This is a genomic window from Mesorhizobium sp. BR1-1-3 (assembly GCF_020165455.1).
GTDB lineage: Bacteria > Pseudomonadota > Alphaproteobacteria > Rhizobiales > Rhizobiaceae > Mesorhizobium > Mesorhizobium ciceri.
On the sequence record NZ_JAIUIC010000003.1, the window covers coordinates 58779 to 84981 of the forward strand.

Sequence of the window (26203 nt, forward strand, 5' to 3'; positions counted from 1 at the left end):
ACTGACAACGCGAGCGCCATGCCATCGGCGGCGACTGTGCTGCCACCACCAGGCAAGTTCAAGCCGGCATGCAGCCCGATCGTCTGGGCCAATCCCGTGCCGGGATTACACGGGAATTCCCTCGAGCTGGTCGCCCAGTGCTTTCACCATCGCCACCAGCGCCGGTCCGATCTCGGCATGCGCGCGGTCCTCGGTGATGATCTCGCCGATGCCGCCGCAGGTGATGGCAACCAGCGGCGAGCCGTCACGCGGGCGGAACGGCACGCCGACTGCATGGATGTAGCTGTGCCAGGCGCCGAACGACGTCACATAGCCCTGGCGTGCATATTGGGCGATCGCATCGTCGATCGCCGCCGCGATCATCGCTGCCTTGTCCGGCTCCGCCTCCTGCAAAGCCCGTACAAGTCTGACGCGCTCCTCGGGTGAAAGGGCCGCCGCATAGGCCAGCCCCATCGATGTCTTCCAGATCGGCAGATAGGAGCCCGGGTTGAGCCGCAGCGTGACAAGGCTCTCCGACCGGCAATTGGCGAGATACACCATGTTGAGGCTGTCGCGCGTGCCGAGCGCCACCGCCGCCCCCGTCAAATCGGCCAGCGGCTGCATCAGCGGCCGGGCGACGTGCACGACGGCGCTTGAACTGAGCGCCGAATAGCCGAGCGCCACGGTAGCCGACCCCAGGCTGTAGCGGCCGAGATCCTTGTCGTACAGGAGGTAGCCGAGCGCGCTCAGCGTATAGGTGATGCGCGACACCGTGGCTTTGGGCAGGCCGGTGCGGGCAATGATGTCCTGGTTGCCGAGCGAGGCGTCGCCCGGCCGGAAGGCGCGCAGGATGCCGAGCCCGCGCACCAGCGACGACGAAAGCTGTGCGCCTTCGCCTTCAAGCTCCGTCTCGTCCCTGGTGGCTCGCTTGCGCACGCTGAGGTCTTTCTGGCGTCGTCGTCCGCCTGTCGGGCCGGTGACGTCGGCACTGTCGATCAAAAATGAAATTAAATTCCATTTATATTGACAGCGGCTTTCGCGGGCTGTCAATATGTTTCCGTCGATGGCATGTCCCAGCGCCTTGTGCCATCTTACGAAGCCCCTCCTTGTGAAGGTAGCCACGTGTCTCGCTATATTTTGCGCCGGCTTATCGCAATGCCGTTTCTGGTGCTCGGCATCGTCACCATCGCCTTCCTGATCACTACGGTGACCAAGGGGGATCCGCTGACCGCGATTGTCGCCGAACAGCAGATGAGCAACCCCGAAGTGGTGGCCGCCGCCAAGACGCGTTGGGGTCTCGATCGTCCTTTGCCGGAACGCTATATGATATATCTTGGTAATCTGCTGAGCGGCGATCTTGGCACCTCGTTCATCACCAAGCGCAATGTCGGCACCGACATTCTCTACCGCTTGCCGGCAACGCTCGAACTGGTTTTCGCCGCGATGATCTTCGGCACCACGCTCGGCATCGTGCTTGGTGTGCTGGCCGCCTATTTCCGCAACAGCCTGATCGACCATGGCGCGCGGCTGTTCGCCTTGTTCGGCTCTTCGCTGCCGGTGTTCTGGTCGGGGCTCGGCCTGTTGTTCATCTTCTCCGTCATGCTGAACTGGCTGCCGGGGCCGGGCAGGGTCGATGCCCGCTTGGCATTGCCGCCCGGCATCACCGGCTTCCTGACCATCGATTCGCTTCTGGCTGGCGACTGGACCGTCTTCAAGGACGCGCTCTGGCACCTGCTTCTGCCGGCCTTCGTCCTCGGCTGGACGGTTTCGGGCACCATATCGCGGCTGGTGCGCGCCAACATGCTTGATGTGATGAGCCGCGAGTTCGTGCTCACCGCGCGCGCCAAGGGGGCGAGCGAGTTCCGCGTCGTCATCGTCCATGCGCTGCGCAACACCATGGTGCCGACCCTGACCGTCATCGGCTATTCCTTCGCCTATCTGATCACCGGCGCGGTGCTGACCGAAACCATCTTCTCCTGGCCGGGCATGGGATCCTATGCCGTGGAGGCAGCGCGTGCGCTCGACTTCCCGGCGATCATCGGCGTCACCATCGTCGGCGGCCTTGCCTTCCTGGTCACCAACCTTATCACCGACATACTCTATGTCGTGGCCAATCCGCGCGTGAGGTTGAGCTGATGGCGGTCGTCGTCACCAAGTCCCGCTCCTCGACGGTTCCCGAATGGCTGACCGCGCCATTGGTCATCGGCACGGTCGTCATCCTGTTCTGGCTGTTCATGACCGTATTCGCCAACCTGGTCGTGCAGTTCGATCCGCTCGAAATGGTCGCACGCCGGCTTCAGGCGCCAAGCTGGGCGCATTGGCTGGGTACCGACGCACTCGGCCGCGATGTGCTGGCCCGCACTCTGCACGGGGCCGCGCATTCGCTGCCGATCGCGGTTCTGGTCGTCGTCTCTGCAGTGATCATAGGCTCGCTGCTCGGCGCCATTTCCGGCTTCGTCGGCGGATTGACCGGCGCGGCGATCATGCGGCTTGTCGACGTCACTCTGTCCTTTCCGCCGATGCTGCTGGCCATGGCCGTCGCGGCGTCGCTCGGACCAGGCCTCGGCAATGCCGCCATAGCCATGGTGCTCGTCTGGTGGCCCGTCTACGCCCGGCTGATGCGGGCGCAGGTATTGGAGGTGAAGGAGCGCGAGCATGTCGAGGCGGCAATCGCCGCCGGCGCCAGGCCGCGGCGCGTGCTGTTCACGCACATATTGCCGCTTTGCTGGACCCCGGTGCTGATCAGCGCAACCATGGATCTCGGCCAGGTCGTGCTGCTTGCCGCGTCGCTCAGCTTCATCGGCCTCGGCGCCACGCCGCCGACACCCGAATGGGGCTCGATGATCTCCGATGGCGCCGTTCATTTCTATCAATGGTGGATCGCCTTCGGTCCCGGCGTCGCCATCCTCACCATCGTGCTCGGCTTTAACTTCATAGGCGACGGCTTGCGCGACATTCTCGATCCAAGGTCGGACTAGGCGATGAGCGCACAGATTTCCTCAGCGCCACCGGGCGCAGTCGACAAGGTGGGCGAGCGCGAGCCGCTGCTGTCCATACGCGGTCTGCGGGTCGGGTTCCGCAAGGCCGGCAGTCAGTTCGAAGCGGTTCGCGGGATCGACCTCGACGTCGCCAAGGGCGAAGTGGTCGGCATTGTCGGTGAGTCCGGCTCGGGCAAGTCCGTCGGCATGCTCGCCGCGCTCGGCCTCACGTCAAAGAACGCGGTGGTCACCGGCTCGGTCCGCTTCAACGGCGACGAACTGGTCGGCAAACCGGCGCGCGAGATGCGCAAGATCAGGGGCGCGCGCATCGCCATGATTTTTCAGGACCCGCTGTCCTCGCTCAATCCGGTGATGACCGTCGGCGCCCAGATTGCCGAGGCGGTCAGGCTGCATCAGCGCGTGACACGCAAACAGGCGATGGCGCGCGCGGTCGAATTGCTCCATCTGGTGGCGATCCCGCAGCCGGAGCGCCGGGTCAACCAGTATCCGCATGAATTCTCCGGCGGCATGCGCCAACGCGCGGTTATCGCCATGGCCGTCGCCAACGATCCTGACCTGTTGATTGCCGACGAACCGACCACGGCGCTCGATGTCACGGTGCAGGCACAGATCCTGGCCGTGCTGCGCTCGCTGCAGGAACGGCTCGGCCTCGGCCTGGTGCTGATCACCCATGATCTCGGCGTCGTCGCCGGCCATGCCGACCGCGTCGCGGTCGTCTATTCCGGCCGTGTCGTCGAACAGGCAGGCGTATCCGAGCTGTTCGCCGATCCGCGCCATCCTTACACGCGTGGCCTGATCGCCTCGATCCCCAACCTCGAGGAAAGCCGCGAGCGGCTGTTCTCGATCGACGGTTCGCCGCCCGCACTTGGGCGCTTGCCGGGCGGCTGCGCCTTCCATCCGCGCTGCATTTATGCCGCGGCACGCTGCCGGACCGAGGACCCGCCTTTGCACGATGTCGGCGGCCGGTTCTCGGCCTGTCATTTCGCGACGACCTTGCCGCCCTTCCACAGTGCTGTGCTGGCGGCGGCGAGCCTGGACAGTGGAGACGTGGCCTCATGAGCGCAGCGGAGCAACTCCAGGCGGAAACCAAACCGGCGGCTGCGCTTTCTGTTCGCCATCTCGTCAAGGACTTTCCGGTTCGCGGCGGCCTCGTCTTCGACCGTGCCGTTGCCCATGTCCGTGCGGTCGCCGATGTCTCGTTCGACGTAGCACCAGGCGAAACGCTGGGTCTGGTCGGTGAATCCGGTTGCGGCAAGTCGACCCTCGGGCGCTGCCTGATGCGGCTGATCGAGCCGACCAGCGGCGAAAGCTGGTTCCGTGGCCAGAACCTGCTCGCGCTCAATCACGAAGACATGCGCCTGATGCGGCGCTACATCCAGCTCGTCTTCCAGGATCCCTACGGGTCGCTGCATCCGCGCATGCGCATTGCCGACAACATCGCCGAGCCGCTGCGCATGAGCGACATGTCGGCGGCCGACCGCCGCGCGCGCGTCGCCGAATTGCTCGAACTGGTGCGGCTCAATCCCGAGCATGGCAAGCGCTATCCGCACGAACTGTCCGGCGGCCAGCGCCAGCGTGTCGTCATCGCCCGCGCGCTGGCACTCAATCCGCAAGTGGTGATCCTCGACGAGCCGGTTTCGGCCCTCGACGTTTCGGTGCAGGCCGGCGTGCTCAATTTGCTCAAGGACATCCAGCAATCCTTCGGCACCTCCTATCTGTTCATCGCGCATGATCTGTCCGTCGTGCGCCACATCTCGCATCAGGTGGCGGTGATGTATCTCGGCAAGATCGTCGAGATCGCGCCGGCGGCCGAACTCTATTCGAGGGCGCTGCATCCCTACACCCAGGCGCTGCTGTCGGCGGTGCCGCTCGCCAATCCCGAGAAGGAGCGCAAGCGCGAGCGCATCGTGCTGAGCGGCGATGTGCCGAGCCCGCTCAACCCGCCATCCGGCTGCCGCTTCCGCACGCGCTGCTTCAAGGCGCAGGCGATCTGCGCTGCCGTCGAACCGCCGCTCGATCCGGCCGGTGGTTCGCATCGCGTCGCCTGCCATTTCCCGGAGCCGGTCAACACTTTCAGGGCTGTCTGAGTGGCTTGCCGAATTCACCCGAAGGAATTTTGATCGTGACTGAGGACCATTCCGCGAATGCCGGTACGGCAGAACCCGCGCGCTTGCCGCTCGAAGGCATCAAGGTTCTCGATCTCTCGCGTGTGCTGGCCGGGCCGTGGGCAACGATGAGCCTTGCCGATCTCGGCGCCGAGATCTGGAAGATCGAGAACATCGACGGCGGCGACGACACCAGGGCGTGGTCGGTGCCGAGCTACAAGGGTGTCTCGACCTACTATCTCTGCGCCAATCGCGGCAAGCAGAGCATCGCGCTCGACATGAAAAGCCCGCAGGGGCTGGCCATCGTGCGCGAGCTGGCGGCCAAGGCCGACATCGTCGTCGAGAATTTCCGCTCCGGCACCGCCGACCGCCTCGGCGTCGGGTTCAAGGAGCTGAGCGCGTCAAACCCGCGCCTGATCTACTGTTCGATCTCCGGTTACGGCCAGACCGGACCCGATGCCGGACGGCCCGGCTATGATTTCGTCATGCAGGCCGAAAGCGGCCTGATGGCCATCACCGGCGAGAGCAATGGCGAACCGATGCGTGTCGGCGTCGCCATCACCGATATCGTCTGCGGCATGGTCGCCACGCAGTCGATCCTGGCGGCGCTTTACGAGCGCGCGACGACCGGCAAGGGCCAGTTCCTCGACCTGTCGCTGATCGACTGCGCGCTCAGCCTGCTGATCAATGTCGGCAGCGGTTACCTTAACACCGGCCAAGAGGTCGCCCGCTACGGCAATGCCCATCCGACGGTCGTTCCCTATCAGATATTCGAAGCCTCCGATGGCAGCTTTGCGCTGGCGGTCGGCAATGACCGCCAGTTCGCGGCGCTGTGCGAGAAGGTCGTTGATCTGCCACATCTGGCTGGGGATGCGCGCTTCATCAAAGCAGGGGCGCGCGCCACCAACCGTGAGGCGCTGATCCCGCAACTAGCCGCCGTCTTCAAGACCAAGCCACGTGACCACTGGATGGCCACCTGTGCCGCCGCCAGCGTGCCGGCCGGCACGGTAAAATCGATACCGGAAGTCTTCGACAGTTCCAATGTGCGCGAGCGTGGCCTCGTCCAGACCTTGCCGCATCCGCATCTCGGCTCCGTCGCCATGGTGCGCCCGGCGCAGGGACTTGCCGCGCAGCTGACCGCGGACTTCACCGCGCCGCCGATGCTGGGCCAGGACACAGCTGCCGTGCTGGCCGACGTGCTCGGCTATAGCGCCGAGATCATCGAGCAGCTGATCGGCACCGGCGCCATCGGCGTCTATACGCCGGCCGCCGAACCGATCCCCGCCTGATCTTCATCGAGCCTGACGGGCCTTCGTCTCGCATTTGCAGGTCGACTGAATGGTTCTTCAAGAGGGCGAAGAGCCGTTCCTTGTTTTGGCGCAATCCCCTGGAGAAAGCGCTATGCGCTTTTCCCGGGAAACCGCTTCACCTTTTCTGGAATTGCTCGGCCGGCTACTTCTGCTGGCCGTAATTCTTGTAGCGCCCGCGAATGGCGGGGATCTCGCTGCCCTCGATGAGCACCGGCGTGCCGGCGCTGCGCGCCAAAAGGTACTGCCGCGCCAGGGTTTCCAACTTGATGGTGCGGATGAGCGCCGTGTCGAGATCGCCGCCGAAGGCGATCATGCCATGATTGGCGAGCAGGCAAGCCGTGCGGTCCTTGAGCGCGACGACGGCAACCTTGGCCAGTTCGCTTGACGCGAAAAGCGCATAGTCCGAGCAGCGCACATCATCGCCGCCGAAGCCCGCCACCATGTAGTGGAACAGTGGCAGCGGTTCACGCAGGCACGACAGCGCCACGCAATGGTCGGGATGGGCATGCACGACGGCGCCGGCCTCGGGAAACGCCTTGTAGATTTCGGCGTGCATCTCCCATTCGCTCGACGGCCGGAACGCGGCGTCCCAGGATCCATCGAGCTGCATCCCCACCATCTGCTCCGGCCGCAAGGCGCTTGTGGCTATTCCCGTCGGCGTGATCAGCATGCCGCCTGTCGTGCGAACGCTGATGTTTCCGGTGGTGCCGACATTCATCCCGCTGGCGTCCAGCGTCTGCGTCGCGGTGATCAGGCTCGTGCGTTCGATTTCGAGTTCCATCACGATGCTCTCCTTGCCGGTGGCCATGTGTCGATCGCCGGCGCAATAGTGCTCGGCCGTGTCATGTCTTGCAGGACGTCGGCGAAAATATCCGGGCCGCCGAGCTTTCCCGATTTCAGCATCAGCGCCAGCGGATCGGAAGGCCGGCCGGGGAGGTGAGCGATGGCGCGCGACAGTCCGGGGCCCTCATAGGCGCCCATGGCGATCCGGTCGATGCCGAGCGCCTTCACAACCGAACCGGCGGTCTCGCCGCCGGCGACGACGAGCCGGCGGACGCCGAGTTCGCGCACCAGAATCTGGGCAATCCCGGCCAGGATCTCTTCCGCCCTTGCCGCCACCATATCGCGGCCGTGCGCCTGCTGCAGCGCTTCGACGGTCGCTTGCGGCGCTGTCGTAGCGATGGCGATCATCGCGCCGGGCAAATGCCGTTGGGCGAAGGTACGCGCTTCGGCCATGACATCGGCGCCGGCAAAGGCGCTGGCAAGGTCAATCGTCAGCAGTGGATTGTCTTGCGCAAAACGCTCGAGCTGTTCGATGGTGCGGTCGGCGACGCTGCCGGCCAGCACCGCTGCCGGCCCTTCGACGGCCGGCAGGCTGGCGGCAACGAGATCGCCTGAATCCAGCAGCCCATGCGTGAGCCAGGCCGGTGGCAGATGCGCGGCGACTGAGGAATTACCGGTCATCAGCGGCAGGTCGAAGGTGGCTTCCGCGATCGCCGCCAGATCGCGCTCGCGGATGGTGTCGGTGACCAGCAGCGTCTCGCCACGCGCGCTGTGTGCTCGTATAGCGCTTCGGATGGCTCCAGCGCCGGCATCGACGACGAGATAGGGCACCAGCCCGACCTTGCCCCTGCTCTGCGCCTGCAGCACGCGAACCAGATTGGAATCGGTCATCGGCGTCAGCGGATCGAAGCGCTTGGGCGACTCAGCAAGCAGCTGGGGACCGCCGAACATATGCCCCTGATAGACGGTGCGCCCAGTCTCACACAGCGCGGGGGCGAACAGTGTGACGCCGCCGCCAAGGCGCTCGAGCAGCGCTTCGGCGCAAGGACCGATATTGCCCGCGGGCGTCGAATCGAAGGTGGCGCAATATTTGAAGAAGATCTGCCGCGCGCCAGCTTCGACCAGCCGGTCCGCGGCCTCCAGCACCTGGCGCACCGCATCGCTGGCTGCGATGACGCGGGTCTTCAGCAGGATCACATGGGCAAGATTGCCTGATGGGATCGGCGCGTCCAGCCCGACCGTGCATCCCGTCGGAATGCCGCGCGCGACCAGCATCGACGCCAGCTCGGTGCCGCCGGTCAGATCGTCGGCAATGGCGCCGAACAGCAAGGAAGGCATCGACGCGGTCATGCGGCCCGTCTCATGTCTGCCGGTTTCGGGGCGGCTTGTCTCATGTCGGTGGTCAGGCCATTCGTGGTATCATATACACAAGCCACGCGACGCAGGCGACGCCTGCGCTGTTGCAAGAACGGAGAGCGGATGTGACTGCTTCTATCGCGCCGATCGCGCGCGACAATCTGACGACGCGTGTCTATGAGGAGCTTCGCCGTGCCATGATGGAAGGCCGTTTCTGGCCGGGCCATCGCTTCAAGATCCGCGACCTTGCCGCCAGCCTTCAGGTGTCCGAGACGCCGGTGCGCGAGGCGCTGATGCAGTTGGTGCGCGAAAAAGGCCTGGAGATGGAGGCCGGCCGTTCGATCACCGTCGCCCAGCTGTCGCTGGCTCAGTATCTGGAACTGCGCAGCATCAGGCTGCATCTCGAAGGCATGGCGGGTGCCGCGGCAACGACGCGCATCGAGCCGCGCGAGATCGACCGTCTGGCGGCGGTGCATGAGAAACTCATTGCCAACGAGGACAATGGCCGCTGGTTCGAAGCCGTCCGCGACAATTGGGAATTCCATCACTCCATCTACCAGGCGGCGCAAATGCCGGAGCTGCTGGCCATCATTGAGGGAATCTGGCTGCGCAACGGACCGCTGGTGAACTACCAGTACCCGCACGCCCGGCCGACCTATGACGGCCGCCACCGGCATCTCGACATTCTTGAAGCGCTGCGGGCGCGCGACGAGAACGGTGTGCGCAAGGGCATTCAGCAGGACATGATCGAAGGCGGCCGCCTGCTGGTCAAGGTTCTCGAACGGCTGAACGACGGCGCGGTCACGCCGGAGGAACTGCGCCGCGCTGCGCAGAACGGCCGACTGGTGTCGGCCACCGGCTGAACAGTTTGTTCCTTTCCACCGCATTGGCGCCGGTCACGCCACCTGCGCCGCGGCGGCCATGCCCGCATCGGCAGCCTGCAGGGCGAGATCTATATCTTTTGCGGTGTGCGCAGCACTCAGGAACATGTTGTGCCGGGGATGGAAATAGGCGCCTTCGCGCAAGGCGGCCGAGCAGAAGGCGTTGGCCAGCTTGAATTCGGTATCGCCGTCGAACAGCACCATCGGCATCGACACCGGACCTGTCTGTCGCAGCGAAAGACCATGCTTCTTCGCTGCAGCATCGAGGCCTGAGCGCAGCCTGTCGCCGGCCTGTGTCATGTGGGTGACGGCGTCGGTATCGCGCAGCGTGCTGATGGTGGCGATCGCCGCGGCCATTGCGACGGCGCCGTACCAGAAAGAACCCGTCACATAGACCTTTGTCGCGGCTTCGCGAAACCGGTCGGTGCCTGTGATGGCGGCCAGCGGATAGCCATTGGCGATCGCCTTCGAGAAGGCGGACAGGTCCGGCCGTACGCCGAGCGGCTCCCAGCTACCGGCGAGGTCGATGCGGAAGCCGGCGCGCACATCGTCGACGATCAATGCCGCATCGGCAGCGGTGGTGAGTTCGCGCGCCCGTTTGGCGAAGGCGGCGGTCGGCAGTTCCTGGTCGCGGGCGATGTCGTGCCGGAAGGCAGTGACGACGACAGCAGCGAGATCGTTGCCGGCCTGCTCGACGGCCGCTTCGAGGCTGGCGACGTCATTGTAGTCGAAATGGATCAGATGGGCGCGGTCCTCGGCGGTGACGCCGGCCAGCGATGGCGTGCACCACGGCACGGCACCGTGGTAGGAGCCGCGCGCGACCAGCACCTTGCGTCGGCCGGTGCCGGCGCGCGCGATCGTCACGCAGGCCGTGGTGGCGTCGGTGCCGTTCTTCTGCAGCATTGCCCAGTCGGCATGCGCGACCGTCTTGACCAGCAGTTCCGCCAGTTCGACCAGCACCTCGCCGGGGCCGTTCATCGCATCGCCGAGGCGACGCTGCCGCTCGGCCGCCTCTTCGACCGCCTGATGATGGTGGCCGAGAATGTTGGGCCCCCAACTGCACATCAGGTCGATGTATTCGTGCCCGTCGACGTCCCAGACCCGGCAGCCGTCGGCGCGTTCGAAGAATTGTGGATAGGCGGAGCCGAGATAGCGCGTCGCCATGTGTCCCCACATGCCGCCCGGAATCACCGAGGCCGCACGCTCGCGCAGCAACTGGTCCTTGGAGTTGATCAGGGAAGGCATGACGAGGTCTCCGCTCATTGATATATCATATATTGAATGTGATGTTGGAAGAACAGGATTTGCTGGCCTTCCGGGATGGAGAACAGGGAGGCGACTGTCGCCTCCCCGTATTGTTTTGCTCAGTGGCTGAGTTCTGCCAGCGGCAGGTTGCAGCAGGCGCTGTAGCGCACGCCCTTGACGTCCGACTTGTAGGCCAGGATCAGGTTCGGGCTGATCAGCGGCAGGATGATCCTGTCCTTGATCATCTCCTCGCCGGCCTGGTGCCACAGCTTGGCGGCCTCGTCGCCGCTTGCCGCAAGGGCTGCCTTGTAGATATCCGCTTCCTTCGGGTTGAGCACCGACGGGTCGCGCTCCGCGCCGGCACGGCGCGACCAAGGGCTGCCCTTCGTCATGGCGAAATAGTCGATGTATTGCGAGGTGCCGTAATAGTCCGGCGCGTAGAACACCGCCGTCATCGGGATGCCGTCGCCATTGACGCGCTCGCGCCAATTGGCGAAGGGGATCGGCTGCAGGTCGAGCTTGATGTTGATCTTGGCCAGATCCTGCTGGACCTTCTGCATCAAGAGCGAGAGATCGACGCCGTAGACGTTCATGCCGGGGAACGCCGCCTCCATCTCGAAGCCGTCGGCGTGTCCGGCCTTGGCCAGAAGTTCCTTTGCCTTGGCAACGTCATAGGGCTGCGCCTCGAAGCCCGAACCGCCGGGGAAGCCGAGCGGGATCGGCGCGCTGATCAGCTGACCCTCGGAGCCGATGGTGAAGTCGAGGATAGCAGGACGGTCGAGACCGAGCGAAATGGCCTCGCGCACTTCGGGCGTCAGCGGCACCTTGTTGGCCTTGGCGCCGGGCGACAGCGCCACATAGATGAAGTTGTAGGACGGCACGGTCTCGATCTTGACGTCGCTGCCGGTCATCGTCTTGGCCGTGTCCGGGTCGATCTGCATGGCGATATCGGCGGTGCCGCTCTGCAGCATCTGCGCCTGCGCCACCGCATCCTTGGTCTGGCGTATGACGACTTCGCTCAGCGCCGGCGCCGTGCGCCAGTACTTGTCGTTGCGCGCCAGCCGCAGTTCCGAATTGGGCTCATAGGATTTCAGCACGAACGGCGCGCTGCCGGCCGAATGGGCCAGGAACCAGGCCTCGGCATTGTCTGTCGTCGAGGCGTCCGCATCGGCCTTGGCGCCGGCTTCGGAAGCAACCTTGCTGTTGACGACCGCTGCGTAGGGCGCCGCCGCGATGTTGAGGAATTCGGAGCTCGGCGCGACCATCTTGACGACGACCGTATGCGCGTCCGGAGTCTCGATCGAGGCGACATTGTCCATCAGGAACGAGGCGCTGCCCTTGAGGTTCTTCAGCCGCTCCCAGGACCATTTGACGTCCTTGGCTTCGACAGGCGAACCGTCCGAGAATTTGGCGGCCGGGTCGAGCGTGAAGGTGAAGCTGCTCTGGTCGGCATTGCCTTCCCACTTCGAGGCGAGCAGCGGGATCAGCTTGTTGTCCTTGTCCAGCGTCAGCAGCGATTCGTAGACGCTGGAATTGTAGATCTGGCAGGTGTCGCAGAAGGCGCGGTGCGGATCGAGCGAATTGAGGTCGATGTTACGCGCGATGACCAGCGGCTTGCTGTCCTGCGCGAAGGTGGCAGGCGCCCAGAAGGCGCTGGTGGCCAGCAGCACGGCCGCCAGCATCGTCGCCCTGGTCTTGGCTCTTGGTAGGATCGTCATGTCCATTTCATTCTCCCATTTTCTTGTCAGATCTTTGTGGCAATGCGTTGCTCTATCCACCCACGGCAATGAGGGATTGAAGCGCGGCCTTGAGCTTATCAGCGCCGCCCAGTGCGGCGCGGTTGAGCGGGGCCGATACGACGGGAGCCGAGAGGCTTCCCGTCACATGCAGGATCTCGTGATCGAGATAGTCGAACACGCGATCCTGAATCTCTTGTGTCAGCCGTCCGCCAAGCGACAGTCCACGCTGCACCTGCTCGACGACGGCCACCCGGTTGGTCTTGCGGATCGAGGCCTCCACCATCGGCCAGTCGAGCCCGGTCGGGTCGAGGCTGCGCAGGTCGATGATCTCGGCATCGACGCCGGTCTCCTCGACCACCTGCTTGGCGACGGCGACCATGCTGGCACTGGTGAGCAAGGTGCAGGCACTGCCCGGCCTGACGGTTTTCGCCTTGCCGAGTCGCACGCAATAATCGCGGTCATCCGCAGGCACAGGCCCTTCGCTCGGGAACAGTTCGACATGCTCGATGACGACGACCGGATCGTCGCATTTCAGCGCCGAATTCATCAGGCCGATATAGTCGAAGGGCGTCGTCGGGGCGACGATGCGCCAGCCGGGAAACAGCGCGAACAGGCCGGACGGATCGCCCGAATGCTGCGAGCCGTAGCCGGTGTGCGGCGAGACGCGGACCCGGACCACGATCGGCACCGGGAAGCCGCCGCCGAACATGTGGCGCACCTTGCTGACCGCGTTGAACAGCTGGTCGGCGGCAACCAGGCAGAAATCGCCGAACATGATCTCGACGATCGGCCGCAGGCCGCAAAGCGCTGCACCCAGCGCCACGCCGACAAAACCGTTCTCGGCGATGGGCATTGCCAGTACACGCTCCGGCCAGCGTTCCAGCGCACCCTTTGTGGCGCCCGAAACGCCGCCGCGCAGCCGGTGCACATCCTCGCCCATGATAATGATGCGCGAATCCTTTTCCATGGCGCGCGCAATCACCTCGGACGCGGCAACCATGAACTTGACCGGCCTGGTGTCGGCTGGCGGCATATCCTCGATCTCGAGGAAACGCTCGCCCTTCAGTTCGGAAAGATCACCGCGTATCTGGTTGTCGACGCCGCCTGGGTCCGGCCACAGATGGTCGGGAATGCGCAGCGCGTTGCCACTCATTTCGGTGAGCGAATCGGCAGCGGTGTTGACCACCTCCATGACGCGCTGGTCGAGTGTGCCGAGGTCGGAAGCGTTCAAAATGCCCATCGTCTTCAGGCGAGCCGCCATCGTGACCAGCGGATCGCGCGCTTTCCAGGCGTCTTCCTCGGCCCGCGTGCGGTAGCCGAATTCGCTACCCGGGCGCGCGCCGCTCTGATGCAGGAAGCGGTAGCAAAGCGCCTCGACCAGCACCGGGCCGCCGTCTTCCTCGATCACCCGGCGCGCCTCGCGCATGGCATGGTGGACCGCCACCACATCCATGCCGTCGCATTCGATGCCGCGAAAGCCGAGCATAGGTCCGCGCGAGGCCAGCCGCGTCTCGCGCGTCTGTTCGTTGATGTGCGTCGAGACGGCATAGAGATTGTTTTCGGCGAAAAAGATCACCGGCAGCCGGTAGAGCGCGGCGATGTTCATCGCCTCATAGGCCGGCCCCGCCATCATCGTGCCGTCGCCGAAAAAGGCGACCGAGATGTTGCCGGTACCGAGCAGCTTGTCGGCCAGCGCATAGCCGGCCGCATGCGGCAGGTTGCCGCCAATGATCGCGCTGGTGCCAGGGATGCCGGAGGCATCGTCGCGCATATGCATCGAGCCGCCACGGCCGCCGCAATAGCCTGACTTGAGGCCCATGATCTCGGCCATCAAGCCGCGCACCGAGCCCTGCATGTCCGGGTTGAAAGCGTCATGCAACGGGTCGAATCCGCCGGGCGTCTGCGCGTTGACAAGCTTGGCCAAGACCTGGTGATGGGCGCGGTGGGTGCCGTTGATGCGGTCGCCCGTACCGAGCACGGACATGGCGCCGACCGCCGTCGCCTCTTGTCCGATGCTGGCATGCGCCGGACCATGCACCAGCCCGGCATTGGCGAGATCGAGCACTTTTTCCTCGAAACGGCGGATGAGCAGCATCTGCTGATACCAGCGCACCAGGCTCGAAACCTCGGCGTCGTTCCAGTCCGAATTGTCGACGTCGAGCCGCAACCAGGGCGCCGATGGCTGGATCGATGTCTGCTGGACCATGTCAGCTATTTCCGTTCTGGTAGATGATATATCAAATATTTTCTCAGTCGATTGCAGTGGGCATTTTTCCTGGGCACTGCACTGGCTTGCGGGCATTGCACAATGGAATTAAATTTCATTTTCTTTGCGAAGCCGAGACTAAGCCGGGACGGCGGCGTTCCGCAAGAGGAATTTTGAAGCCAGTTTTCGAGCCATTCCGGCGACAAGCCCCCTGCACCAATTCACGGAGGGAGCGGCTCTGCAAATCAGGCATTCGGCTGGCGGATCGGCTGGGTAAGCGAGCGGCTAGCGATCGGCCTGATGCTGAAAAAACTGCAAAAACAATTCCCGCTCCGTGGTGATGTCGAGCTTCTCGTAGATGCGCCGGCGATGGTTCTTGACCGTGCCGACGGTGATGCCGAGGCGCTCGGCGATGTTGGCTGTCGGGTGGCCGGCGAGGATTAGCTGAACCAATTCCCGCTCGCGCAGCGACAGCTCCGGCCACAGACTGGCCGGGATCGTCGGCTCCTGCCGGGGCGAGGCGCCGGGGCCTGTCGGCGCCGACGTGCGGGAGAACTTGGTTCCGTGCGCCTTGATGTCGAGCGCATGCAGCGCCTCGAATACAGGCAACCGCTCGTCCAGCAAAGCGATCTCGCTCTCCTTGAACGACGTGGTCGAGCGGTCGAGGAAGATGCCGAGGCACCAGTCGCCGCCATCCGCCAGCATGATGCCGACCTCGTCGCAGATCTCCGACTGCGCCAGGAAGCCGGCAATGTACTGGCCGCGCTTGGCCTCGTCGTCGGCGAGCCGTTTCAGCGGCATGATGCCCAGCCTGCGCTCGCGCCGCCACGAGGCATAGAACGGGTCGAACACGTAGTAATTGTGGAGATAGCGCCGGACCATCTCATCCGAGAAGCGCCGGTGCTTGATGAATTCGGGTGTCTGCGTCGCCGAATAGCGCGTCACCGTGACGAGGTCGTGGTCGATGTCGGCGCCGATCAGGTCGATCAGGCAGTCGACATGCCTGTCCGTGCCGATGGCGGCGATCGCTTTGGCGAGCGGCGCCCAGATATTGCCCATGCGCATGCCCTTTTCTCGGCGATGTCAGCCCAACCGTCATTGTGTCTTTAGGCATATGGCGCGAAGCCGCCCATCGAATCTAGCCTAGCGTCAACCTAGACCAGATCCCGAGGCGACCGTGACCCAACCCAATCTCACCGCCCCCATCGTCGGCAACCCAATCGTGATTGGCATCGACGCCGGCGGCACCATGACCGACACGATCCTTGTCGATCAGGACGGCCACTTCAAGATCGGCAAGTCGGCGACCACGCCGAAGAACGAAGCCGAGGGTTTTCTGGCCTCGGCCGAGGACGCGGCGGATGCCTGGGGCATCTCGCTGGAATCATTGTTTTCAGGCGTCAACGTCGTGCTCTATTCCGGCACCGGCATGCTGAACACGCTGTTGTCGCGCACCGGTCGCCGGCTCGGCCTGATTACCACCAAGGGCCTCGAGGACATGATCCTGATGGGCCGCGGTCTGCAGGCCTGGGCCGACTATTCCTATGCCGACCGGCTGCATGCGGTCACCCACCATCATCCCGATCCGCTGGTGCCGCGCCGCCGCACCCATGGCGTCACCGAGCGCATCGACCAGTTCGGCGACGTCGTGCTGCCGCTCTATGAGCACGAGGTTTCTGCAGCCGCAAAAGAATTGATCGCCGACAAGGTCGAAGCGATCTGCATCATGACCATCTTCTCGCACGTCAATCCGGTGCACGAGAAGCGCATCGCGGAAATCTGCCGCGAAGAGGTCGACAAGGCCGGCGCCGACATCATCGTCTACACCAGCCACGAGGTCCGCCCGGTCATCCGCGAGCAGTCGCGGCTGAACTCGGTCCTGATCGAGGCCTACGCGACCTCGCGCGGCCGCAAGCAGCTTAGGGGTATCGAGGACGTCTCGAAGAAATACGGCTTCAAATATGGCGTGCAGACGCTGCTCTCCTTCGGCGGCCTGACCTCGATCAACCATCCGCGCCTGCATGAAACCATGATCTCCGGCCCGATCGGCGGCATCCTCGGTGCTGCCTATGTCGGCAAGCTGATCGGCAATGATTCGCTGATCTGCTCGGACATGGGCGGCACCTCCTTCGACATGGGCGTCATCACGCGCGGCCAGACGCGGATCGAGAACGAGCCGCTGATGGATCGTTTCAAGCTCAACGTGCCGACGCTGCACCTCGATACGATCGGTGCCGGCGCCGGCATGATCCTCAAGGTCGACCCGCTGACCAAGAAAGTTTCGCTCGGGCCGGAAAGCGCGGGCTCCGATCCAGGTCCGATTTGCTTCGCCAGGGGCGGCACCGAACCGACGATTGCCGATTGCGATGCGATTCTCGGCCGGCTCAACCCGCACTATTTCCTCGGCGGCAAGGTCGTGCTGCAGGTCGAAAAGGCCCGCCGTGCCTTCGAGGAAAAATGCGCCAACGTGCTCGGTGTCGGTGTTGAGGAGGCGGCAGAGGGCATGATCGACATGCTGGAGGCCGACGCCAACAACGCGCTGCGCCGCGTCATTTCGGGCCAGGGCATCCATCCCTCCGAGTTCACGCTGCTGTCCTATGGCGGCTCCGGTCCGCTGCACCTGGCCGGCTGTTCCAGGGGCATCGGCTTCAAGGACATCATCACCTTCCAGTTTGCGGCCGCCTTCTCCGCCTTCGGCTGCACCACGGCTGATTTCATGCGCCGGCATTCGGTGTCGACGCAGCACGACATCCCGTCACGCGCCGATGAGGCGACGCTGGCCGCCTTCGGCGTCAAGGTCACCACGGTCTGGAACGACCTGACCAAGGCCGCGGTCGACGAGATGATCGCCGACGGCCATGCGCGCGAGAAGATCAGGACCGTGCCGTTCCTGATGATGCGCTACACCGGCCAGCTCGAGGATGTCGAAGTCATGGCGCCGCTGGCTGAGGTCAACTCGGCCGACGACATGCGCAGGGTTATCGACGAGTTCGAGGCGGTCTACGCCAAGGTCAATCATCGCGTGTCGCGCTATGGCGAGGCCGGCTTCACCATCACCGAACTCGGGCTGATCGCCACCGCCGACAAGGTCAAACCGGTGCTGCTCAAGCGTCCGCTCGGCAAATCGGATCCGGCTTCCGCGCACAAGGGCGTGCGCGAGGCCTATATCGGCGGACGCTGGCACAAGGCCAATCTCTACGAGATGGACCTGCTGCAGCCCGGTCACGAAGTCATCGGTCCGGCCATCATCGAACACCCCGCCACCACGCTCGTCGTTCATCCGCAGGACCGCGTCCATGTCGATGAATGGACGCTGCTGCACTACACCCACGCTTGAGAGGGCACCGCCATGTTGGACAAACCTGCTTCGGCCCTGCGCCTTCGCGAAAGACTGCTCGATTCCGAGCGGCTGATGGAAGAGACCGGCTGCTATGACGGCATCACGGAACTCACGCTGCGCAACCAGGATCCGCTGAAGTTCGAGACGCTGCACACCAAGCTGCGCGCCTATTGCGTCTCGGCTCGCGAAATGGCCCGCCGCATCTCGGCCTCGCCCGGCGTGCGCGAAGTCGGCGAGATGGTGGTCGCCATCTATACGCCCGAAGGCGACGCCATCGCGCTCTCCAACGGCATCATGGTGCATGTCCATACGATGAGCCGCTTCATCAAATGGATGATCAAGAACAATTACGAGGAAAACCCGAAAATCCGTGAAGGCGATATCTTCGCCAACAACGACGCCTTCATCGGCACCGTGCAGGTGCCTGATGTCATGGATGTGGTGCCGATCTTCCATGAAGGCACGCTGGTCGGCTGGGCCGGTGCCGTCTGCCACGAACTGGAAGCCGGCGGCATCACGCCGGGCGGCGATGTCTGCCTGGCGCAGGAGCGCTTCACCGAAGGCCTGTTCGTCTGCGCCGAGAAGATCGGCGAGAATGACGAGATCCGGCGCGACTACGTCATACGCTGCGAGCGCAATCTGCGCATGCCGATCTACTGGGTGCTCGACGAGAAGGCCAAGGTCGCCTCCTGCATCGACATGCGCGAAAGCGTCAAGCAGCTCATCTCGGAGATCGGTCTGGACTACTGGATGAAGGTGTCGAAGGAATTCATCGAGGAAGGTCGCCGCGCCCAGCTCGCCCGCACCCGCCAGCTCACCGTGCCCGGCATCTACCGCGGCCACACGTTCTACGGCCATGTCACGGCGGGAAAGCCCGGCTTCCAGCTGCTCGGCGATCCCGACTGGCTCTACAACATCCCGATCGAGATGGAGATCACGTCAGACGGCAAGATCACCATGGACTTCGAGGGCACGCAGCCCTGGGGCTACCATTCGATGAACTGCACGCCGGCCGGCATGGATGGCGGCATGTTCGTGACGCTGACCCAGCACATGAATTTCGAAGGCCTGGTCAATGACGGTGCCTGGATGGCGACCGAACTGAAACTGCCGCACGGCACCTGGACCAACCCCGACAACGAGATGGTGGCCACCGCCACCTCTTGGGCGCTGCTGCTGCCGGCCTACGGCGTTTTCCAGCGGCTTTTGTCGCGCAGTTTTGTCGCGCGCGGCTTCGTCGAGGAGGCCTTTGTCGGCCAGGTCAACAGCCCGATGATCGAGATGGGCGGCGAAAGCCAATACGGCACGCCGTTCGGCATGGCGCATTTCGAGTGCGCTGCCGCCGGGTCCGGGGCGCTCGCCATCAAGGACGGTCTCGACACCGCCTATGTCGGCTGGAACCCGGAATCCGACATGGGCAACATCGAGGTCTGGGAACAGTCGATGCCGATGGTCTATATCGGCCGTTCGATCGTGCCGAATTCCGGCGGCGCCGGCAAATATCGCGGTGGCTGTTCCTTCGTCTCGACCTGGCTGATCAACAAGACCTCACATCTGCGGCTCCACACCTCCGAGCACTCCTCGCGCGTGTTCGACAATGGCGGCATGTGCGGTGGTTATCCGGCGCCGACCTGCCAGAAGCATCGCGCGGTGCGCAACTCAGACATTCACGAACTGGCGGCAAAGGGCGAACCGCTGGCGCATTCGCCCGGCATCGACCCTGACGTCTCCGACTACGAGAAGAACATCGGCGGCGACCATGTCGTGGTCGAAGGCCCCTACATCACCTCGCCGCACAAATCCGGCGACATCTTCAGCCATTCCTACAATGGCGGCGGCGGCTATGGCGACGTGCTGGAGCGCGATCCGATAAAGACGGCATGGGATGTCGAGAACGGCTTTCTCACCCGTGAAGCGGCGGACCAGGTTTTCGGAATTGTGCTGAAGGACGATGAAGACGGTTATCCCGTCGCCGATATCGACGCCACGGTCGAACGCCGCGCCGCCATGCGCAAAGAGCGCCTGGCTAAGGCGATCCCGGTGACGGATTGGATCGCCAAGGAGCGTGGCCGCGTCGGAAAGGCCGACTTCGCGCCCGAAGTGAAGAAAATGTACGCCAGCGCGATCAAGCTGTCGTCGCGCTTCACCAAGGAATTCAGCGATTTCTGGAACGTCGACGCCAAATCGATCTTCACGCCGGGAGCCAAGCCATGACCTCATACAGCAAGGAAGTTCTGGGCGATCTGGCCGCCGGCAAGCTGCCCTGGCCGCAGACAAGGCGCATCATGAGTGCCTACAAGGATGACGACCGTTTCTTCAAGATGGTTGCCGTCTATCAGGATCGTGTCGCCTGGAAGGACCCGATCCTGCTGCCGGTCTCGGACCATCTGTTCATCTGCCAGAGTGGCGATGAGCGCATTACCCGCTGCGAATGCGGCCACTCCTTCGGCGACTATCGGAAGAACTGGAAGCTCAACGCCGTGATTAACGTGCGCAACACCGAGGAGGCTTTGCGCGAGATCTATCCCAGCAGCGATCTCCCTGATCCCGAATGGATGGAAATCCGGGAGTTCATCTGCCCGGAGTGCGGGACGCTGCATGAGGTCGAGGCGGCGGCACCCGGTTATCCCATCGTGCATGATTTCGAACCTGACCTCGAAGGCTTTTATCGCGAATGGCTGGGCAGACCGCTTCAGGGGTCCTGAACGCTCGTCGATGGAGGCTGCGCCGCTGTGATTGCCAAATCCGGTCAGGACTGATTGCCTGCCCAAACGAAGCGGAGACCGTGCGCCATGAACAACCTTTCCGGCCGTAGCGCCATCGTGACCGGCGGTTTCTCGGGCATGGGCTTCGCCATTGCCACGGCTTTGGCCGAGGCTGGGGCCAATGTCGCCGTCGGCTCCTACATCGCGCCTGCCGGCGCCGACAGATCCGATGCCGCCTACTATCCGGCCGCCGACGAGATCGAGCGCGTGCGCTCGGCCCTTGCCGCTCATGGAACGAAAGTTCACGCCGCACACCTTGACGTTCGCGACAGCGACGTCACCAACCGTTTCGCGGGTGACGCCGAGACGGCCATCGGCCCCGCCGACATTCTGGTCAACGCCGCCGGCACCACCGCCGAGCAGCCGGTCTGCGGCCATTCCGACGCGCTTTGGGACAAGATCGTCGACACCAACCTGACCGGCGCCTTCCGCGTCACGCGTGCCGTGCTGCCGGGTATGATCGAGCGCGGCTGGGGCCGCATCGTCAACATTGGCTCGACGGCCGCCTTGGTCGGGTGGAAGGACAACCCGGCCTACTGCGCGTCCAAGGCCGGCCTGCTGGGTCTCACCCGCTGCGTGGCGCTGGAAGGGGCGGCGCATGGCGTCACCTGCGTTATGATCAGCCCGACCTGGGTCGAGACCGAACTGATGCGCCGCAATGTGGCGCAGGTCGTCGAGCGCGAAGGCAAGGGGCGCACGCCAGAGGAAGCGATGGCCGAGATCGCCAGGGGCAACCCGCAGCAGCGCCTGCTGCAGCCGCAGGAGATTGCCGCTCTGGCCGTCTTCCTGTGCTCGGATCTCGCCAAGGGCATCACCATGGAAAACATCCAGATCACCGGCGGAGCGCTTTGGTAGCGTCTCGGACACGCAACCGGCTGATCTCTCCGCAGATGCCTCGCTGTAAGACAAGGTGACCGGATTTGCCATTGAGCGCCGGGCGCAATAGGTTATATTGCACTGCACAATGGAGACGCCGTTTATTGCACGCCCATGTCTGCGAAGATTCCGGCCGGCTCATGGCTTGCCGGCCCTGGGTCGTGTCGGCGGGACTCTGAGATGAAGATTCCAAAGTCCCTGCTGATCGATCCCGAGAAGAATTCGGTCTATGGCGCCTTTGCCGTAGCCGTTTCGATCTGGGCGTTTTCTTATTCGGTCATCTTCGGCCAGATATTGATCCTGGCCTACTATGCGGTCTGGCTCCCGCTCATCCTGGTCGACTACCGGCGGTTTGTGAGGCATCTGTCCAGCGCCTGGCTGCCGCTGCTGTTTGCTGCCTATGTCTGCTTCTCGGTTTTCTGGTCGCAGGCTCCCGGCGTCACCGCAAGGACGTCGGTCCAGTATTTTTCCCATATTGCCTGCGCCTACGTAGCTGCGCGCACCGTCAGCGTGCGCACGCTGACCATAGGGGCGCTGATCGGGATATTTGTCGTCCTCATCTATTCGCTGAAGGTCGGGAACTATTCCGAGGATGTCCTCGACGGCACCGTCAACTTCGTCGGCGCCTTCGCCTCCAAGAACCAGATCGGCTTTGTCGGCTCGCTCGGCATCTATTTCTGCGTCGTCTTCCTTGCGTTCTACAGGCGCGGCCGGCTGAGCTTCATCCTGGCGGTGCCCGTCGTGCTGCTGTCGGCCTATGTCCTGGTCGCCTCGCATTCCGCCACCTCGATGGCCTCGATACCCGCGGTTCTGGCGCTGGTGGCGCTTCTTGCGATGAGCAAACTTCTGTCACGACGCTATCGCCGGGTCATCTTCCTGATCGGCGCCGGCCTGCTGGTCGTGACGGCCTTCGTCGCCTTGAATCTCGGGTTGATGGACTTCGTCCTCGGCCTCTTCGGCAAGGATTCGACGCTCACCGGGCGAACCTATCTGTGGGAGCAAGGCTGGAACACGGTCCAGAAATCGCCGATTCTCGGCGTCGGCTATGCCGCCTATTGGGTGCAGGGTTTCGCTGAAGCCGAGCGGCTGTGGAACGAATTCTACATCACCACCCGCACCGGCTTCCACTTCCACAACACCTATATCGAGGCCCTCGTCGAACTCGGCTTCGTCGGAGCGACGCTGGTGTCGCTGATCATGCTGCGCACGCTCTACGGCCACGTCTCGGCGGTGATCTTCAAGGCATGGCAGGCGGACTCGGTGATCCTTTTCGGCGTGATGGTCCTGCTGCTGATCCGCTCCTTCGTCGAGGTCGAGATACTCAACCCCTACATCATGGGTTCTTTCCTGATGTATTTCAGCTTCTTCAAGCTGGCGCGGCTGCCTGTTACCCGCAGGCGGCGGTCGCCGGCTCTGGAGCCGGCTGACGCGGCCGGGGGCGAGACTGACTGGCCTCGGTATGCCGGCCATCCGGCGGGCGCCGGTCCCTCATAAATTATCATCTCGCGGGCTGAAGGGGGCGGTCTTCCTTTTTGAGCAAGCATGTGCTCGGACGGGAAGCCTCGATCCCGAGACGGCTATTATAGTTTCCGCAGGGGTTCAAACAACTGAGCCAGAGCCTCATCCCGGTTTGTCGGGTGAGGCTCTGGCTCGAAACACTGGATCGTGTTGGAAGTCGGTCTACTGGCTGGCCAGCGGCGCCAGCTTGATCTTGATCACATCGCCGGGCAGCACCGGGGTTTCTTCCTTGGCGGCTATTTCGGTGGTCTTGCCGTCGACATTGCGCACCAGTGAATAGAGCAGGGTCGGCTGCTGATCATTTGTCATAGCGGCCGCCATCGCGGGATCGCTGGCCTGGGCTATCAGGCCTTTCTGCATGTTCACCTTCAACGCGGCCTCGTTCAGGTCGGCTTCGGTCTGCTGCCGGTCAGTGGCGAGACTTGAACTCAAGGTGTTCTGGGCATCGATAGCATCCTGCTTCGCCTTGCTGATCGCCTGCTTGGCGGTGAGGATGGCGGTTTCGTAGTCCAGGATCTTGCCCTGCAGGTCGGCAACCGACTGGCGCGAATCCAGCAGTCGGGCGTTGGCGATCAGGCCTTTCTGCGCCAGCGGGCCGATGCTGGCGAGCTGCTGCTGCGCCAAGTCGACCTGCTGCTGCTGGTTGACGATCTTCTTCTGCAGCGATTCGATCTCGGATTCCAAAACCCCTTTGAGATCGTCGAGCGCTTCAAGCTTCAGCTTCAGCGCCTTTTGGTCCGCTGTCAGGATCGTCATCTCGTCCGCCACGATGGCTGGCAGTCTCGGATCGCCCTCGACCTCCTTCGGCACGTCGAAACTCGCCTTTCCGGCCATATCCGCATCGATGCGGGCGCGCCTGACGATCAGTCGGATGCGCTGGTCGTCGGAGATGTCGAACATGCCCTTGGCGGTGACCAGGTCCTTGCCGAGCTGGGGGCCGTAGTCGGCGTTTCGCCGGATGCCTCCGGCGACGCTGATGGCCTTCAACACCGTCAGGTCGGGCACATAAGGAAACTGGCCGGGGTTCTGGACTTCGCCCGAAATGTAGAATGGCCGGAACTGCGCCATCTCGACCGAGGCTTCCGGTCTGTCTGACAAAGCGAGTTTTTTCTGCAAAGCCTCGCCGATCGCCGTTGCGATTTCGGACGTGGTCTTGCCGGAGGCCGGCAGTTCGCCGGCGAACGGCACCGACAGCGTGCCGGATGGACCGACCGTGTACTCGCCATTCACCGCCGACCAGTCACGGAATGTGCCTTCCACGGTCTGCCATTCGGCGACGCGGATGGTGAGCTTGTCCTGCGAGCCGAGGCGATAGTCGCCGGCGGCGGCGATGTGCGGGACGACGAGGGCCATGGCAAGGCATGTGGCCAGCAAACGCGCCCGCCGCAGCCGGCCGGAATCCGGGCCGCTGCGAAAGGTCTCGAACAAATCTGTTTTCAACTCAACGTTCCGATCCGCTATAGCCCCATCGCCCGATGAGCTTGCGTCGAATGGCCGACGCCAATGTCTGGCATTGGCCACCGGCCGGTCAGTAAGAACCGCGCGACATCCAGACGGCCGGGACGGTCTTGATGATGATGCGAACGTCCTCGAACAGCGACCAGTTCTCGACATAGTGACGGTCGAAGGCGACGCGGCTGTCATAGGACACATCGTTGCGGCCGCTGACCTGCCACAGGCCGGTCAGGCCCGGACGCGATTTCAGATAGTAGACGGCGGATGTGCCATAGATCTCCAGCTCGTCGCGCACAACCGGACGCGGACCGACAAGGCTCATATCGCCCTGCAGGATGTTGATGATCTGCGGCAACTCATCGAGGCTGAGTTTCCTCAGCACTGCTCCAACGCGGGTGACGCGCGGGTCGTTCTTCAGCTTGCGGGTCGCGATCCATTCCGCGTTGGCGTCCGGGTTGGTGGCGAGATAGGCTGCCAGCACCTTGTCGCCGTCCGGAACCATGGTGCGGAACTTCAGGCACGGAAAAATCCGTCCGCCCCGCCCGATTCGCCTGTGGCCGTAGAAAATCGAGCCGCCGTCGGAAAACTTGACGAGCAGCGCTATCATGACAAATAGCGGGCTGAGGGCGATCAAGCCAATCAGTGAACCGGTGATATCGAAGCTGCGTTTGAGCAGGCCGCCGATCGGCGGCGGAAAATCGATGTCAGCCTGCGAAAAGCTCGCGGTGGCTGACTTGGCAACGTCCCTCATGCCGTAAACTCCATGCGTTGAACGAATGGTTCACCACACGATACCAAAAAAATGTTGCAGCGCAACACACAATTTACCACCCCGTTGAAATAGTCACGTCATGAAATGACTAAATAATAAGCTTGCCATGCACAAATTTCGGCATATTTAGCACATTTGTGACAATAAATGGGCACAGCCGAAAAAATAGAGGCCTTTGTGGGGCGGTTTTTAGGCGGACCTACCTATTTGCCAAGGCGAGGTACAAACTAGTGCTTTATCATACCCTGATGCTTGGTCAAAACCATATAAAATACTACTTAATATTGGCAATTTTACTGAAAAATATCGACGAGAGGATATCGGCCTAGCTCCCGTTGCGTGCATTGCAACATGGCAGAGTCGATCGCAAAAGCTCGATCAAAAATAACCGAAGTTGCCCTTGCCGCCTATTGCTCGCCTTAATAGAATTGCAAATTATACCTGTCACGGTGACGACAGGTGGAAAAGGCCGGAAGCAACCGGTCGAGAGTGGGCGACCTTAACAAGCCCACATGACAAGGGACGGCGCTCGGGTGGGGCAATCGCGATAATACCCGAGCCGGTTTATGGGCTGTTGGGTATGGCACTTCCAAAATTCATCCTCGGGATGATTTTCGCTCTGGCGATCGTCGTCGGCTGGTCCTGGCTGGGCGGTGCGCCGATAGGCACGATATTGGTGCGTGTCATCATCTGCGCCGTGACCATTCAGGCCGGCTATTTCGTGCTCATCTACACCATGATCGCCAGGAGCGCGCCGACGCCTGCCGACATAGCTCGTGACGCCGAGCGCAAACTGAACGCACCCGAGGTCGCCGAAAGCGAGAAGCTGGGCGGTGCCAGGCGCGGCCTGCATTGATGCAGACTGCTCAAACGT

At 63.3% G+C, this 26203-nt stretch carries 21 protein-coding genes; 12 read left to right on the top strand and 9 right to left on the bottom strand.

Annotated elements, in window-relative coordinates; translation table 11 throughout:
* Window positions 1–105: 105 nt before the first annotated feature.
* Window positions 106–978: an IclR family transcriptional regulator gene (locus LB559_RS07520; protein WP_224673676.1), complete on the bottom strand. Its 873-nt coding sequence runs from the start codon at window positions 976–978 to the stop codon at window positions 106–108.
* Between the two features lie 123 nt (window positions 979–1101).
* Between LB559_RS07520 and LB559_RS07525 the strand changes: the two genes are divergently transcribed.
* Genes LB559_RS07525 through LB559_RS07545 form a run of 5 tightly spaced genes read left to right on the top strand, consistent with a single transcriptional unit; the run spans window position 1102 to window position 6372 of the window.
* Window positions 1102–2115, top strand: a complete 1014-nt coding sequence (locus LB559_RS07525) for an ABC transporter permease (RefSeq protein ID WP_027164248.1) — start codon at window positions 1102–1104, stop codon at window positions 2113–2115.
* Complete coding sequence (locus LB559_RS07530) at window positions 2115–2957, top strand: ABC transporter permease (RefSeq protein ID WP_013528137.1); 843 nt, start codon at window positions 2115–2117, stop codon at window positions 2955–2957. Before LB559_RS07525 ends, LB559_RS07530 begins: the two co-directional genes overlap by 1 nt.
* Window positions 2958–2960: 3 nt before the next feature.
* Window positions 2961–4037, top strand: a complete 1077-nt coding sequence (locus tag LB559_RS07535; RefSeq protein ID WP_224673677.1) for an ABC transporter ATP-binding protein — start codon at window positions 2961–2963, stop codon at window positions 4035–4037.
* Window positions 4034–5065, top strand: a complete 1032-nt coding sequence (locus tag LB559_RS07540) for an ABC transporter ATP-binding protein (RefSeq protein ID WP_027164250.1) — start codon at window positions 4034–4036, stop codon at window positions 5063–5065. Before LB559_RS07535 ends, LB559_RS07540 begins: the two co-directional genes overlap by 4 nt.
* 35 nt (window positions 5066–5100) lie before the next feature.
* Window positions 5101–6372 (top strand): CaiB/BaiF CoA transferase family protein, encoded by a 1272-nt coding sequence (locus LB559_RS07545; protein ID WP_224673678.1) that lies wholly within the window; start codon window positions 5101–5103, stop codon window positions 6370–6372.
* A gap of 163 nt (window positions 6373–6535) precedes the next feature.
* Here LB559_RS07545 and LB559_RS07550 read toward each other — a convergent pair whose 3' ends face one another.
* Both LB559_RS07550 and otnK read right to left on the bottom strand, forming a co-directional pair.
* Window positions 6536–7174, bottom strand: coding sequence for a class II aldolase/adducin family protein (locus tag LB559_RS07550; protein ID WP_084015593.1), 639 nt, complete (start codon window positions 7172–7174; stop codon window positions 6536–6538).
* A complete protein-coding gene (gene otnK, locus LB559_RS07555) occupies window positions 7174–8526 on the bottom strand; it encodes a 3-oxo-tetronate kinase (RefSeq protein ID WP_224673679.1) in 1353 nt (450 codons plus the stop codon). Before otnK ends, LB559_RS07550 begins: the two co-directional genes overlap by 1 nt.
* 131 nt (window positions 8527–8657) lie before the next feature.
* Between otnK and LB559_RS07560 the strand changes: the two genes are divergently transcribed.
* The gene (locus LB559_RS07560) at window positions 8658–9395 is read left to right on the top strand and encodes a GntR family transcriptional regulator (protein WP_013528131.1); all 738 of its coding nucleotides are present in this window, start codon (window positions 8658–8660) and stop codon (window positions 9393–9395) included.
* A 33-nt stretch (window positions 9396–9428) separates the two neighbouring features.
* Here LB559_RS07560 and LB559_RS07565 read toward each other — a convergent pair whose 3' ends face one another.
* From LB559_RS07565 to LB559_RS07580, 4 genes are all read right to left on the bottom strand, one after another.
* A complete protein-coding gene (locus LB559_RS07565) occupies window positions 9429–10658 on the bottom strand; it encodes an aminotransferase class III-fold pyridoxal phosphate-dependent enzyme (protein WP_013528130.1) in 1230 nt (409 codons plus the stop codon).
* Window positions 10659–10777: 119 nt separating this feature from the next.
* Window positions 10778–12340, bottom strand: coding sequence for an ABC transporter substrate-binding protein (locus tag LB559_RS07570; protein ID WP_164747171.1), 1563 nt, complete (start codon window positions 12338–12340; stop codon window positions 10778–10780).
* 88 nt (window positions 12341–12428) lie between these two features.
* Window positions 12429–14603, bottom strand: a complete 2175-nt coding sequence (locus LB559_RS07575) for a thiamine pyrophosphate-dependent enzyme (protein WP_224673681.1) — start codon at window positions 14601–14603, stop codon at window positions 12429–12431.
* A gap of 285 nt (window positions 14604–14888) precedes the next feature.
* On the bottom strand, window positions 14889–15668 hold the full coding sequence (locus tag LB559_RS07580) for a helix-turn-helix transcriptional regulator (protein WP_224673682.1): 780 nt from the start codon (window positions 15666–15668) through the stop codon (window positions 14889–14891).
* A 112-nt stretch (window positions 15669–15780) separates the two neighbouring features.
* Here LB559_RS07580 and LB559_RS07585 point away from each other — a divergent pair, with 112 nt between their 5' ends.
* The 5 genes from LB559_RS07585 (at window position 15781) to LB559_RS07605 (ending at window position 23078) form a co-directional block, all read left to right on the top strand.
* A complete protein-coding gene (locus LB559_RS07585; RefSeq protein ID WP_224673683.1) occupies window positions 15781–17940 on the top strand; it encodes a hydantoinase/oxoprolinase family protein in 2160 nt (719 codons plus the stop codon).
* A gap of 12 nt (window positions 17941–17952) precedes the next feature.
* Entirely contained in the window at window positions 17953–20157 is a 2205-nt protein-coding gene (locus LB559_RS07590; protein WP_013528125.1) for a hydantoinase B/oxoprolinase family protein, read from the top strand.
* Window positions 20154–20648, top strand: a complete 495-nt coding sequence (locus LB559_RS07595; RefSeq protein ID WP_224673684.1) for an acetone carboxylase subunit gamma — start codon at window positions 20154–20156, stop codon at window positions 20646–20648. Before LB559_RS07590 ends, LB559_RS07595 begins: the two co-directional genes overlap by 4 nt.
* 87 nt (window positions 20649–20735) lie before the next feature.
* A complete protein-coding gene (locus LB559_RS07600; RefSeq protein ID WP_224673685.1) occupies window positions 20736–21563 on the top strand; it encodes an SDR family NAD(P)-dependent oxidoreductase in 828 nt (275 codons plus the stop codon).
* Between the two features lie 201 nt (window positions 21564–21764).
* Window positions 21765–23078 carry an O-antigen ligase family protein gene (locus LB559_RS07605; protein WP_127367914.1) on the top strand — a complete coding sequence of 438 codons (1314 nt, stop codon included), beginning with the start codon at window positions 21765–21767 and terminating at the stop codon, window positions 23076–23078.
* A 186-nt stretch (window positions 23079–23264) separates the two neighbouring features.
* Here the strand turns inward: LB559_RS07605 and LB559_RS07610 are convergent, their stop codons facing one another.
* Together LB559_RS07610 and LB559_RS07615 are read right to left on the bottom strand one after the other, a co-directional pair.
* Window positions 23265–24530, bottom strand: coding sequence for a polysaccharide biosynthesis/export family protein (locus LB559_RS07610; RefSeq protein ID WP_164753485.1), 1266 nt, complete (start codon window positions 24528–24530; stop codon window positions 23265–23267).
* A gap of 100 nt (window positions 24531–24630) precedes the next feature.
* Window positions 24631–25308: a sugar transferase gene (locus tag LB559_RS07615; protein WP_013528120.1), complete on the bottom strand. Its 678-nt coding sequence runs from the start codon at window positions 25306–25308 to the stop codon at window positions 24631–24633.
* A 601-nt stretch (window positions 25309–25909) separates the two neighbouring features.
* Here LB559_RS07615 and LB559_RS07620 point away from each other — a divergent pair.
* Window positions 25910–26185 (top strand): exopolysaccharide production repressor exox, encoded by a 276-nt coding sequence (locus tag LB559_RS07620; RefSeq protein ID WP_224673687.1) that lies wholly within the window; start codon window positions 25910–25912, stop codon window positions 26183–26185.
* The last annotated feature ends 18 nt before the right edge of the window (window positions 26186–26203 follow it).

Excerpts from the sequence above, each read along its gene's own strand:
- LB559_RS07595 (WP_224673684.1), top strand. The coding sequence starts at position 20,154 with ATGACCTCATACAGCAAGGAAGTTCTGGGCGATCTGGCCGCCGGCAAG.
- LB559_RS07565 (WP_013528130.1), bottom strand. The coding sequence starts at position 10,658 with ATGCCTTCCCTGATCAACTCCAAGGACCAGTTGCTGCGCGAGCGTGCG.
- LB559_RS07550 (WP_084015593.1), bottom strand. The coding sequence starts at position 7,174 with ATGGAACTCGAAATCGAACGCACGAGCCTGATCACCGCGACGCAGACG.
- LB559_RS07620 (WP_224673687.1), top strand. The coding sequence starts at position 25,910 with ATGGCACTTCCAAAATTCATCCTCGGGATGATTTTCGCTCTGGCGATC.
- LB559_RS07575 (WP_224673681.1), bottom strand. The coding sequence starts at position 14,603 with ATGGTCCAGCAGACATCGATCCAGCCATCGGCGCCCTGGTTGCGGCTC.
- LB559_RS07530 (WP_013528137.1), top strand. The coding sequence starts at position 2,115 with ATGGCGGTCGTCGTCACCAAGTCCCGCTCCTCGACGGTTCCCGAATGG.
- LB559_RS07605 (WP_127367914.1), top strand. The coding sequence starts at position 21,765 with ATGAAGATTCCAAAGTCCCTGCTGATCGATCCCGAGAAGAATTCGGTC.
- LB559_RS07535 (WP_224673677.1), top strand. The coding sequence starts at position 2,961 with ATGAGCGCACAGATTTCCTCAGCGCCACCGGGCGCAGTCGACAAGGTG.
- LB559_RS07570 (WP_164747171.1), bottom strand. The coding sequence starts at position 12,340 with ATGCTGGCGGCCGTGCTGCTGGCCACCAGCGCCTTCTGGGCGCCTGCC.
- LB559_RS07580 (WP_224673682.1), bottom strand. The coding sequence starts at position 15,668 with ATGCGCATGGGCAATATCTGGGCGCCGCTCGCCAAAGCGATCGCCGCC.
- otnK (WP_224673679.1), bottom strand. The coding sequence starts at position 8,526 with ATGACCGCGTCGATGCCTTCCTTGCTGTTCGGCGCCATTGCCGACGAT.
- LB559_RS07615 (WP_013528120.1), bottom strand. The coding sequence starts at position 25,308 with ATGAGGGACGTTGCCAAGTCAGCCACCGCGAGCTTTTCGCAGGCTGAC.
- LB559_RS07540 (WP_027164250.1), top strand. The coding sequence starts at position 4,034 with ATGAGCGCAGCGGAGCAACTCCAGGCGGAAACCAAACCGGCGGCTGCG.
- LB559_RS07600 (WP_224673685.1), top strand. The coding sequence starts at position 20,736 with ATGAACAACCTTTCCGGCCGTAGCGCCATCGTGACCGGCGGTTTCTCG.
- LB559_RS07590 (WP_013528125.1), top strand. The coding sequence starts at position 17,953 with ATGTTGGACAAACCTGCTTCGGCCCTGCGCCTTCGCGAAAGACTGCTC.